At 57.1% G+C, this 12,609-nt stretch carries 6 protein-coding genes and 1 pseudogene; 3 read left to right on the top strand and 4 right to left on the bottom strand.

Going from position 1 to position 12,609, the window contains the following annotated elements; translation table 11 throughout:
* Positions 1–5: 5 nt before the first annotated feature.
* The 4 genes and pseudogenes from ABIT76_14625 to ABIT76_14610 form a co-directional block, all read right to left on the bottom strand.
* Positions 6–950: pseudogene (locus tag ABIT76_14625) on the bottom strand (glycoside hydrolase family 43 protein).
* A 107-nt stretch (positions 951–1,057) separates the two neighbouring features.
* Complete coding sequence (locus tag ABIT76_14620; protein ID MEO7934383.1) at positions 1,058–2,023, bottom strand: glycoside hydrolase family 43 protein; 966 nt, start codon at positions 2,021–2,023, stop codon at positions 1,058–1,060.
* Positions 2,024–2,059: 36 nt separating this feature from the next.
* Positions 2,060–2,848, bottom strand: a complete 789-nt coding sequence (locus ABIT76_14615) for an alginate lyase family protein (protein ID MEO7934382.1) — start codon at positions 2,846–2,848, stop codon at positions 2,060–2,062.
* On the bottom strand, positions 2,845–7,098 hold the full coding sequence (locus ABIT76_14610; GenBank protein ID MEO7934381.1) for an autotransporter-associated beta strand repeat-containing protein: 4,254 nt from the start codon (positions 7,096–7,098) through the stop codon (positions 2,845–2,847). Before ABIT76_14610 ends, ABIT76_14615 begins: the two co-directional genes overlap by 4 nt.
* A 421-nt stretch (positions 7,099–7,519) precedes the next feature.
* On the opposite strand from ABIT76_14610, the gene ABIT76_14605 reads away from it, so the two are divergent.
* The 3 genes from ABIT76_14605 (at position 7,520) to ABIT76_14595 (ending at position 12,277) form a co-directional block, all read left to right on the top strand.
* On the top strand, positions 7,520–8,563 hold the full coding sequence (locus tag ABIT76_14605) for a LacI family DNA-binding transcriptional regulator (protein ID MEO7934380.1): 1,044 nt from the start codon (positions 7,520–7,522) through the stop codon (positions 8,561–8,563).
* Between the two features lie 159 nt (positions 8,564–8,722).
* On the top strand, positions 8,723–9,913 hold the full coding sequence (locus ABIT76_14600) for a hypothetical protein (GenBank protein MEO7934379.1): 1,191 nt from the start codon (positions 8,723–8,725) through the stop codon (positions 9,911–9,913).
* Between the two features lie 867 nt (positions 9,914–10,780).
* Complete coding sequence (locus tag ABIT76_14595; GenBank protein MEO7934378.1) at positions 10,781–12,277, top strand: hypothetical protein; 1,497 nt, start codon at positions 10,781–10,783, stop codon at positions 12,275–12,277.
* Positions 12,278–12,609: the final 332 nt, after the last annotated feature.

The raw sequence follows: 12,609 nt of genomic DNA, 5'->3' as shown, positions 1-12,609 counted from the left end.
TATGGGCCATCAGCGACCGGAGTGCCGAAGTCGGGCGTGCCGTCCGGTCGCCATTGGATGACTTGGGCACGGGTCGCACGGTCACCATTCTTAAGTGGGTCGCCTTTGATTTTTTCGTAGTTGCGGTCGTGATAAATGAGGATGTCGATCTTACCGTCCGGGCTGGTGGTGAAGCAGTTGTGGCCGGGACCGTATTGGCTCGTGGCCGGGTCGCTTTTGAAGACGGGATCGGGCGATTTCTTCCAGGATTTCCGGTCGAGCAGGTTGGCGTTTACGTCGGCGGTGAGCAGACCTAGACAGTAGTTGGCATCGGTCGCGCTGGCCGAGTAAGTGAGGAAAATCTGTCCGTTTTTCTGCATCACAGCGGGGCCTTCATTGACCGCATGACCGATGCGCTCCCATGGCAATTCGGGCTTGGAGATGGCAATCTGTTCACCGGTGATCGACCAAGGCGAATCCATTTTTGCGATGTAGATGTTGGTGCCTTTAACCTTCGGGTCACGCTCGGACTGCGCCCACGTGAGATAGCGAGTGCCGCTAACTTCAAAGGTTGTCGCATCGAGTGTGAAGGATTCCCAATTCACCTTGAGCTGGCCTTTTTCGGTCCATTCACCTTCCAGCGGATTGGGCGAGCTGTTTTCCAAGACATAGAGGCGAATATTCCAGATGTGCTCGGCTTCGCCAGCAGTGAAATAGACATACCATTTGCCGCCGATGAAATGAATCTCCGGCGCCCAGATATGCGATCCCATTGGGCCTTTGGGATGCATGTTCCAGATGACTTTCGACTCGGCAGTGGACAGCCCGTCCAAGGTGCGGGCACGATGCAACTCGATGCGATCGTATTCCGGAACTGTCGCGGTGAGATAATACCAGCCATCGTGCAGCATTACCTGCGGATCGGCTCGTTGCGGCACAATGGGATTCGTCCAGGAAAGAGAATGATCCGCCGCTCTGATTGGCAGCGCTAAAGAAAGGGCAAAAATGGCGAGTAAGATGCGAATCATGAGGGAAAATTTTCCCATCGCGCGTTCAGTTGAATCACTATCTCGTGGAGTCATTTCACGGGTGGAAGATCAGTGCCTTCGCTCGTTTGCACGACGCGCTTCATCGTACCGTCGGGGTTGTAGTAGAGATAATCGACACAGACAGAGCGCCGAAAACTGCCACCTGTGTTCGGGTGCTGGATCACTCCGTTGTGGTAAACGAAATACCACTGGTTTTTGAATTCGATGATCGCCTGATGGATGGTGTTGCTGTTCCCAGCGACTTCCGCGAGCACGCCGCGAGGAGTCCACGGCCCGGTGATTTTGGGGGCGGTGGCGTAAGATATTTTTTCCGGGAAACCGGACGCGTAGGAGAGGTAATACATGTCTCCCTGTTTGTGGAGCCACGGCGCTTCGGTGTATTCGGGCAAATTTTCCACGCTCTGAATCGGGCCATCCAGCTCGGTCATGTTCGGCTTGAGTTTGGCCATGTAGCAGTTGGTATTTCCCCAGCAGAGATAGGTCGCGCCGTCGTCATCCGTAAAAACCGTGGGATCGATGTCTTCCCAGCCGATTTTGCCGTTGGGCGTCATGTCGTTGGTCACGAGAGCGGAGCCGCGAGCGTCCTTGAAGGGGCCGGTTGGACTGTCAGAGACGGCAACGCCGATCGCTTTGCCTCGGTGTTGATCGTTGTGCTGCACGGTCACATACCAATAGAACTTCCCTTTATTCTCGATGACTTGAGAGGCCCAGGCATCGCCTTTGGCCCAGGCGAAATCTTTCCAAGCCAGCGGCGAACCATGCGAAGTCCAAGTCTTCATATCCTGCGACGAATAGCAGACCCATTTGTTCATCGTGTAGCCTTTGTTCGGCGGAGCCTCGTCCTGCCCGGCATACAGATAGACGGTGTCTTTATAGACCAACGCAGCCGGATCAGCCGTGAAGATGTCAGTAATGATGGGGTTGGCCGCATGCAAACCCAGCGGGATGAGCGCGATAGCCAAAGAGATGAACTGTTTCGTTACAGGGGTTTTCATAAATGAACTGTGATTAGCAAACTATCTTTACCGAGACTATGGGATCACCGTCACACGGTAAAAACGTTTGGCTTGCTGACCCGCCATTCGTGTCTGTGATTTGCACGGGATTGCCGGTGCCGGGGATGTTGTCTGATATTCGTCGGTCGTGCCCATCGGGAACTTTGTCCAGTTCGCCTGATCGTCGCAGAAGACCGCGATCGCCACGGCGGCAGCCATGCTCAAGGAGCCCTTGTTAGTCGGGCCGAGCTCGTCGGTGGGCAGACTGGTCGCTGGCCAATAGACGGTGGAGAAGAGCGCCTTCACTTTGTCGGTGTCCGCCTGCGTCCAGAGCGGCCAGGTGCCGCGCAAGATATCCGCTCCGTCCCCAAAACGAAATGCGTAGTCTCCCAAGTCGAGGCCGGATTCGATGCCGCCGAAGCTGGTCTGGGTGTTGGCCCATTGGAGCAGGATGTCGTGCGCCTTTTGCGCGTAGGCAGTGTTGCCGGTGAAATACCACATGAGCGAAAGGTTCCAGATCGCGATCATGTCGTTGCGCCACTGGGTGAGGTTGGGATTGGTGCCGCTCTCGTTGCGCCCGACGTGCGCGAATGGCCCCTGCATCGTGTAGGAGAGCTGGGAGCGGTAGTCTGCCGCCAGCGCCGCGTAGCCGGAATTCCACGGCTCTTTGGCAAGGTTGGCCGCAACCGCATCCAAGTCGGCCGCGATGAGGGGAATGCCGGGATGGGTGAAAGCCCTCGCCTCAGCGCACCAGAAGCCAGCAAATCCGATGACAATCAGTGCAAGGGCACTTTTCAGAATCGAAAAGCAACGGGATTTCCTCACGGGATGAGGACCCGGTAGAAGCGTTTGCCCTGCATGGCCCCGCCGGCGTCGGTGACCTGCACGACGCCACCAGTGCCGGCGAGGTTGTCCTGCACGGTTGTCCACGAGCCGCTTTGCAGCGTGTCGGAGCGTTCTACGCGATAGACTTTCCCAGAGACCGTCGGGAAGCTGATCACCATGTCGTTGCCGGATGGCGCGACGTTGCTGACCTTTAATGCGCTGGCGTTACTCTTCGGGTCGGTGCCTGCGGCGAACTCCTGCGCGTTAGTCATGCCGTCGCCGTCGGGATCGGCGTTGTCCGCCGCGTTGCCGCTGTTGGCCGTGGTGCCGAAATACGTCGAGCGCCAGTTCTCGACCACGGTCATCGCGGTGAGCGAAAGCGTGCCGCTGCTCGCGCTGAGGGTGCAGACGTAGCCGCCCGGTGTTGTGCCGACGGCGAAGTTGCCGGCGCTGATGCCGGTGGCACCCGTGATGAGTGGATACGTGCCGGAGCCGACGAAGCTGCCGAGCGCAGTCAGGTTGATGGTCGTCGTGCCGCTCGCGGCAAACGCGCCGCTCACCGCGATCTTGTCGGAGGTCGCCGTGCCGGCGAGGTCCATGGCCAGCGCCGCACCGGTATTGAGCGTAAGCCCTCCGGAAAGCGTCAGCGTGCCGGCTGTGCCGCCGCCGTTGCCGGGCGAAATCGCGCCGCCGCTGGTCACGGTGGTTGCGCGGGCTACGGTGCCGGTTCCCGCCAACGTGCCGCCATTGTTGACGGTCACGGTCCCGGAACTGCTGCTGAGCGAACCCGTGATGTTGAGGATGCCGCCGTTGATCGTCGTCGCGCCGGAGTAGGCGTTCGCGGCAGTCAGGGTCAGCGTTCCGACGCCGGTTTTGGTGAGTCCGCTGGCGACCTGGCTTGACGAGGTGTTGAGCAACTTCGCCGCAATCGTCAGATCCGCAGCCGAATTGCCAGTGACATCCGCCACGTTGAAGACGATGGATTGGCTCGCTGTGCTGTTCTGACCGAGGTGAATGCCGTTGGAGGCGTTATTGGAGGAGGCGAACGTGTCGATGACGGAGGCCGTGCTTCCGCCGACTGTGACGGTGCCGAGCAGCGCCAAGCCTTGGAAGCTCGTGGTGTTGGCACCGCTGCCTACGTGGATCGTGCCGCCATTGAGGATCACCGGCCCGAGCTTGTTCCACCAGCCTGTGCCGCTGCCATTCAGACCGCTTTGAAAAACACCGCCTTGATTCACGACGAGGGTCGTGGTGGCCAGCGTGTTGGTGCTTCCTCCCGTCCCCAACACGTTTCCTCCGGTCAGTGACAGCGTTCCCCCGTTGTTCACCGTGAGGGTGCGGGAAACAGAAGTGCCAATATCGCCAAGACCGCTGGACTGGCTCGTATTGGTTCCCGGGTTGCCGAGGGCCAATCCGGTGGCAAGCGTGCCGCCGTTGATGGTGAGGTTCCCCGTGAGGGTGTTCGCCCCCGAAAGCGTCAGGGTTCCGGCGCCGGTTTTAGTGATAGCGCTGCCAGTCCCGGCGACCACGCCCGAAATCAGGAGATCCGTGGCGGCGGCGCCATCGGCCACGTCTATCGGGAGGTCCACGCTGTTCTGTAGAAGGAGACCCGAGCTGATCGTCGAGGTCGCGGAGCTGGCGAGCGACGCGATGCCGTAACCTCCCACGGTGAAGAGGAAGGAGCCGCCTCCCGTCGAGGTCATCGTGCCACCCGTGAGCGCCACGTTCGTGCGAAACCCCTCGTTGCCATTGCCGCTGTTGTCGAATGTGCCGCCAGTGAGATTCAACTGGGCGACCTGGCTCCCGGCGTTATAGCCCACGGCATCGGTGACCGTCGTTTTTAAGGTCGCCCCGGAGTTGACGGTGACGGTGCCGCGAATGGCACCCGCGCCACCACCCTTTGCGAGCACCAGCGTGCCCGCGTTCACGATCGTGCCGCCGCCGTAGGTATTGACGGCCGGGAGAGTCAGCGTGCCTGCGCCGGCTTTCGTCAGGCTGCCGTTCCCGCTGATCACGCCGCCGATCGAGACGCCACCGTTCGCATTGGTCGTCACGCTGTGCGCGCCGGAGGAAAGCGCCAGGGGGAGGTTGATGGACTGCGTGTTCGGACTGTTGTTGGAAATATCTCCGCCGAGGGTGATCGCGTTTCCGCTCAACGTAAATGCCGGGGCTCCGCTGCTGAACGCCAGGCCGCCAAAAGAGGTGTTCGCCGCAAAGTTATTCCCGCTCGCCAGCCGCCCGCCGGCGAAGGTCAGCGTGTTGCCCGCCACAGGCAGCGTGGTCCAATTCGCCGCCGTCTGCCAGTTGCCATCCGCGCCAATGCCAATCCAAGTGCCCGGCGGGAGACTCACTCCCGCGCAGACTTCAAACTCCGCGTTGGCGGTCGAGCCGGATGCCGTGACCGCCGAGACGGTATAATAGTAGGCCGTGCCGGCAACCGCGCTGGAATCCGTGTAACTGGTGCTGCTGACATTCTGGAGCGTCGTGTAAGGCCCACCGGATACGGAGGCGCGCTTGACGTCATAGCTCGTCGCGCCGGGAAGAGCGTTCCAGGTCAAATTGATGGCTCCGCCGCTGGCGACCGCCGTGAGGCCGCTGGGCCCGGCTGCCAGTGGGTCGGGAAGGCCGGGATCGCTCGCGATCACGTAGCGCAGCTCCATCGGCGAAGGCGCGGTGCCCGAGCCGGAGAGCGCGCCCGAGGCGACCGTCAAGATCGACTTGGTGAAGGGCGACCACGTGTTGTAGGCAGGAGCGGTCGCATGGTGTTTCCAGAACGACGCGCCTCCGACGGCAGTGTCCCAGTAGCCGTAAATCGAACGCCTGTTGTCCCGCGAAATCTGCGTGCCGCTGGCAATGGAGGTCGTCGTGCCGTCGAGCTTGATGCCGTTGAACGTGAGCTGCCAGCGGCTCTTGTTGAGGTCCATCCGGATCTCCACCGGCGAGCCCGCGCCGGTGAGGTAGCCACTGTGCGTGCTCGTCCACGCCGTGGAATACGCCGGCACGAAGCTGAAGTAACCGTCGTAAAAAATGGTTTCCCCGCCCGAGTCGGAACGCGCGCTGACGACCATGCGATTCAGCGAGCCGTTTTGCGTGATCGTGATGAGGATGCCGGGATTGCTCCCCGTTGTCACGGAGGTCGGTGCTCCCCCACCCCACGTCTCGTTGGCGAACCAAAGACCAAAGAAGGTCTTTTGGTTCGTCGGCGCGGCGTTCTTCACCTCCCACAGCCAACGCACGGTCGAACCATTCGCGTTGTCCCAGTAAAACGCCGGGCCCGTCTTCGCCGCCGCCACGGCGGTGAGCGTGGGAGTGAGCGTGTAGGTCGTGTTGCCACCCGAGGTCGCCTCGACCGCCGAAGCGCCGGACTGGCTGATGTTCGTCAGGCCGGAAAAACCTCCCGCCCCCGCCGTCACGTTGGCATTCACCGGGAAGATGTCGGTGCGGTCGAGGTAATCGATCGCCTCCTCCATCTCGGCGTCACTGGTATCCGTGTGCGTGCCGGGGCCGTCGTAAAGAAAGCAAGTCTGCCCCTGCGGCTCGTAGCTGCAGTGAAAGGACTCCACGAAGTATTCCTCCCGGTAATCGTCGTAGCGCGTGATGATATAGGAGCGCAGTTTCTGGGAAAGCGCGGTCGCGTTGATCGCATCCACATCCTCCCCGAAGAACCAGCCGTTCGAATAGTTGTAGAAAGAGTCCGGAGTGTTACTGCCAGTCGGTTTCGTGATGTAGTCTGGCGTCACCTCGTTGAGTCGAGGCAGACCAAATCCCGAGGAGGGGGCCGTGCCTTTGATGAGTTCGCAGTGATAAAATGCGAGGGCGCTGGCAACGCGGGCACCGCCAGACTTGCCGGACGTGTAAACCCGCCGCGGGTCGATGTTGAACAGCTCCTTGGCACGATAGATCGCCAGCAGCGACGCGCCGAAGCGGAGCGTGTAGTCTCCCTGATTATTGCCGACGTTCCGAGGTGCGATCCAGATGAGGTTCTTGTCGTTGGACGCGGTCTGCAGCACCACGCCGGGGGTGGGGTCCGAGGTGATGTAAACTACCACGCCATAGGGCTTCGTGCCGTCGTAGCCAGGCGGGACATAGACGTCGTAAGTCCAGGTGGCCAGATCCACGTCGTAGTCGACCCAATTGGGCCACTGGCGGTTGACCACCGCCGAATTCTGAAGCGCACCCAACGTGATGTTGCTGAGCAACCCGGTGCCAATCGGCGATGGCGCGGCTTCGAGAGTGACTGTTAATAACACCGCAAATAGCGAAACCGTTAAAAGAGACCGGAAAAAAAAGTTCATAAAGGGGGCAATAGTAGGGATCAGGCAAGGCGCATCTGACGAAAAGGCGGTCCAGTGATTTTACTAAGTGATTGTGCCGGCATCGGGATCGGTCGCACTTCCGTCATGGGGGGTTACGCAAAGGAATCCAAGGACTTGAGGAGGAATTCCACGGTAGTTGCCCTGTATTTTTAAAGAATTAACACTTCCCAATTCGCAGACGACCCGTTTATGGCTGACACGATTAAGTCGTTCCTTTCACCGGGGCAGACAAAGAAAAAGCCCCGTGCAAAGCCGCTGCGAACAGACCGTGCGAGGCAAACCAGCTTGACACTTAAATCTGACGGGGCGTCACTTGGTGCCATCCCCCTTTTTGCCAAGGGAGGTTATTTAATCCATGGATGTCCCCCCCGCTTTTCCACGTGTGACTTTGAAGGATATCGCGAAAGCGGTGGGGCTTTCGCATGCCGCAGTTTCGCTGGCTTTGCGAAACAGCCCCGAGGTGTCCAAGGCGACTTGCCGACGCGTGCAGGAGATGTCGCAAAAGATGGGCTACCGCCCCAATGCCTCTGCCACCGCTCTGGCTTACCACAAAAAGGATTCCAAGGTGCAGCCCATGGTTAATTCTCTGGCGTGGCTCAATTTCTGGCCTGAGCCGGAGAAGTTGCGCAGTTATCGGGAGTTCGATCTTTATTGGGAAGGAGCCTCGGCGTCAGCAGCGAAATTTGGCTATAAGCTGGAAGAGTTTGTGGTGAACACCGAAATGTCTTTGCGAAGGCTGGAGCAAATTTTACTCACCCGCGGCATTACCGGGATTCTCCTGCCTCCCTCCGGCTCGACCCCGATCAACTGGAGCGAGTTTAATCTGGAACGTTTTTCTGTGGTGCGGCTGGGTGTGCCTCGTGATGTGCCATTGGTATATTCGGTGGGAGCCGATCAGGCTCGGAATACGATGCTGGCCTTTGAAAAAGTCATGGAAAAAGGGTATCGGCGGATTGCATTTGTCGGCGAGGTTTACCGTGAGTGGTCCTACGGTGCCGGGTTCTTATGGGCGCAGCTGATGGATTGTCCAGCCGAGACACGGATTCCGCCATTCATGCTTCATGCTCGCGAGATTTCCAAATATCAAACGGCCTTCACTGCTTGGCTGGAAAAAGAAAAACCCGATGCCATCATCACGGAATTGGCAGCCATTCCAGCCATGTTGAAAAAGGCAGGGTATCGCGTGCCGGAGGATATCGGCCTGGCCACGGTGACGGTACACGATTGCCCGATCGATGCGGGGATAGATCAAAATGCGCGAGAAATCGGCCGGGTGGCGGTATTGGTGGCATTGTCGTTGATTCACGATAACGCCCATGGGGAGGCTTTGATTTCGCGTCAGATTCTGATCAAAGGCCGGTGGGTGGACGGCAAATGTCTGCCAAAGGCCCGGAAATGACATGCCAGTTTCTCAAATGGAACCATGGCCTCGAAATGAGCACAGTCACTCCTTAACTTTTCATGAATATCGCCTATAATAACTTTCAACACGTTTTTTATGGCAAACTGGTAATTCCCGCTTTTCTGGTGTGCCCTTTTATTGCATTTGATTTTGATCATGTTAGTCGGCGTCGTCGTGTTGTTCGATAAGCACAAGGACGATGACTTTGTTGCCCAAGGCGGGGGCTCCTTCGTTAATAGTGAGGTCGAGATCTCCACGCCTCCCTCGCAAAACATGGCGCTGTCCAGCGCGATCACGCCTCCACTACCCACTCAGAGTGCTTCCTCAATGTCGGTCATTACCTCAATGAATTCCATGTCGCAAGCCAGTATAACCCTGCCCTCGCAACTTGGATCACTGCCGAATATATCGCGGACACTGAGTTCCACGACCTCTCTCCAATCCACCCTTCATACCACCTCCGGCGGCTCAGGGGGTGAGGGTTCCGTCTTTGGTAATGCCAAGGCAAATGAGGACGGGGGCCTGGAGGGAGTATTTTATGATCTGAAGCAAGACAACCGGGGCAAACCGACGAAAATGTTCCCTGCCCCCGGTGAAAAAGATGGCTACCCAGGCATTAATGAGCCCACGAACAAAAATTATGACGAAGTTCTGCGGAGTGTAATCAATTCCGGCATGAATGATACGATGCTGCGATCCTATTTCCACGGGCCATCGCCTCTCTACGCCTCGCACATTTTTATCCCGGAGATCAAGGCCACCAAGGCCTTTGGACTGGGTGACAAAGTGCAGCCGAAGCGGTGGGTAGTCCTTTACCGAGGTAAAGTGTCGCCATCGGTCAGCGGGAGATATCGTTTTGTAGGAGCTGCAGATGATATATTGCTGGTACGCTTCGAGAATCGCCTGGTGCTGGACGGCAGCCTGCAAGCGCTCACGCCGGGAGCAGACAAGAAGAGCTACCACTATGGTGGGATGAAGGCAGTGGCGAGTGAATTGATCGAAGTTCGTGCCGGGATAAGTTATAATATGGAGATCATGATCGGGGAGCGTCCCGGCGGCGAATTTTCCGCTTATCTACTGCTGGAAAAAGATCAGGAGAAATATGATGTGCTGCCGGGCGGAGGCCCTAAACTACCGGTGTTTAAGATGCGTCCCGGTCCGGTGGCCTCCAAGGGGAAAGGCGTCGCAGTTGCCAACGATACGATTTGGTCGGTTTGGCTCGCCCCCCCGGACAGAGAAAATTATTGTAAGGAGCTAACAAGGCACCTGAATGACCTCTTTCGCTCTCCCTTCTCTATCAGCTTTGTAAAAAGTGCCGCTGGCCGGACGAATCGGCACGGGAGGTGAATCCCAGCGGATATTAAGTCCGTATCGCTACGAGGGAAGTATGTTTCCGTTGCCGTTTATCTACCCTACTCTTCTGGTAAAAATCATCGCCCTCCCCCCCTTTCTTCATCTTCTTCCCAAGACGAGAACCCTTATTTTCCCCCGGCCCTATATTTTAACAGACCATAAAAAAGACGCTATACTCCAAGGCAGGGAAGATCAATCCCAATTTTCTCAATGCGGAAAAGTTTGAGGAACTATTCCTGACACCCTGTCCCGGTATGTTTCATTCATGGGTGTTCTGATTTTTGAGTTTAGCCAGTTTCATCCGAGCGATTTTGAGCACGATCGGGACTTAGTAGAGGCCATGGACCGGTTTCTTGGGAGTTTGCCGGCAGCCTGGCAGTATGGGGTGGAGATTCGCAACAAATCACTCCTGCACGCCCGGAACACTTTGCCCGCATGCGCTCGCATCAAGCGGCGCATGTTTTCAACTTATGGAGTCGAATGCCACCGCTTTCCGAACAACTGGCAATGGACGGCAGCCAGACGACAGACTTTGTGGTAGCGCGCTTTTTGTTAAAGCCCGGCCGCTCTTATGCACAGGCGGTGAACATTCAGTCCCTACAACAGCATCAAAGAGGTCAACAATGACGCGAGGGCGGCTGGCAAGACCCTCATTGAGCGAGCCAAGGCAGGAATCGGAAGTCATTTCTTTTTGTGAACAACCGCCTGGAAGGACACGCGCCTTCAATGATTCAGGCGATGTTGTCTGATTAAAGGGTTGTACGCAGCAAGTGCATCTATTCGTTCATAATAACGTATAATGCTGACTCCGCGCCAAACTGGGGTCTTTGTCTTCCTAGGTAAGTAGCGCTACTTTAATCAATGCCGATATTCCTCGATACCCAAGTCGTTTCAAACGCGTTCAAGGATATCCCGACATTCTTTCATTCGGGCGCGTCAATCTGTTCAGTTGTCGCCAGTGCCATAGAGGCAATGCTACAGAGCAAAACGCTTTTATTAATCGCAAGGCGCATAACACACTCGCGGGGAGACTCTTCATCTAAAACCCGAAATAAACTTATGACAGACGAAACCCGGCACTTCGCAGTCAATCCATTCTACCCAACCTCTCTACGAGGCATTTTCCGTCAGTTGCTGGCTCTAGGTGCCATGGCGCTATGTCTTGGTTGCGGTTCGATCACCATGGCGCAAACGGCAGCTCCGGGATTTGTCCAAGACCGTTTTGCGATTGGCTTGTGGGTGGAGCCGCCCGCCTCCGATGCCGATGGGGCCACCTATTACAAAGACATCGCCGAAGCGAATCTTAGCTTGGTTATCGCGATTTCTACCCCAGACATCCCCAAGCAGCTGGAGCTGTGCAAACTAAACGGGTTGAAGGCCATCGTGAATGCCACTGGATCGCCGGACACATTTCCCGAGGACGAGGCTTGCTGGGGATATTTGATGATTGATGAGCCAAACGCGAAGGTCTTCCCGGCCCTTGCCAAAAATATGCAGGCGATCTACAAGGCTCGTCCGGGACGATTGGGTTACATCAATCTGTTTCCGAACTACGCGACACCCGAGCAGCTTGGCGCCCGAAACTACGATGACTACGTGGCGAAGTTCGTTCGCGATGTAAAGCCACAGGTCTTGTCGATGGACCACTATCCATCAATGAGGCCCGAGCAGGATACGAGGGAGTCGTATTGCGAGAATCTGGAAACCATGCGCAAGCACTCGTTGCTCGCGGGCATTCCTTTTTGGAATTTCTTCTACTCCATGCCGTTCAACGACAGGATCGACCCGACCGAGGCCCAGATCCGCTGGCAGATTTACACGTCTGTCGCCTACGGAGCCAAAGGGGTTTTGTATTTTTGCTACTGGACTCCGGGAAAAGGTGCGGCAGGAAAAGGCGAGTTTCCTAAAGGGGGCGCGCTCATCACCGCAGAGGGGCGGAAAACCCGACATTGGGACGAAGCGAGGCGGATCAACGGTGAACTGAAGCACTTGGGGCCGACTCTGATGAGCCTGACGAGTACTGGAGTTTACCGGGTGAATACTGGCAAAAGGACCGCCAAGACGCTGGCCGGATCGCCGGTCAAATCGATTACCAAAGTCCACGGCGACCCGGAAGGGGAATTCATCGTGGGAGCCTTTAAGGGTAAGGACGGAAAACGGGCCGTGCTCATCCTCAACCACAACTACTCCTACACGGCATGGCCGACGGTCGAGTTTGAAGCCGACCCGACTCAAGTGATGGAAGTGGACAAAGCGACTGGCCAGCTAAACCCGGTTATCGATGACAGCCCGGAGCTTGAGGGACTACAGCTTTCGTTAGGAGCGGGCGACGGGAGACTATTCGTTCTGCCGAATTAGCAGACAATTCCTGCGCAATATCGTCTGCTGCAATTTGCGACGAAGGAAACCGCAATTTTCAATAAGATCCACGCTCTTTTTCAGTAGGCATTAGCCGCTTTTTCCTGTCTCGTATCGTTGGAAAAACCGGCCCATTTATAGCCGTCACTGTATGGGGATTTGAGTTGGCACAGTTCGAATTGCTGAATGGTGAGGCAACTGCAGACAGGGCTTTGGCGTCACTGAAAATGGCGGAGGCGTGAGCTGTATGGAATCATGGTCGCTGAGAAAGCTGACGGCGCTATTTTCGTCACCAGTGGAGTTTATACCCCAGATGCCCCCAGATGCCGGAG

It is taken from the genome of Chthoniobacterales bacterium (assembly GCA_039930045.1).
Taxonomy (GTDB): Bacteria; Verrucomicrobiota; Verrucomicrobiia; order Chthoniobacterales; family DASVRZ01; genus DASVRZ01.
Note: the sequence above shows the minus strand (reverse complement) of the source record. Positions and strands in the feature narration are given on the sequence as shown.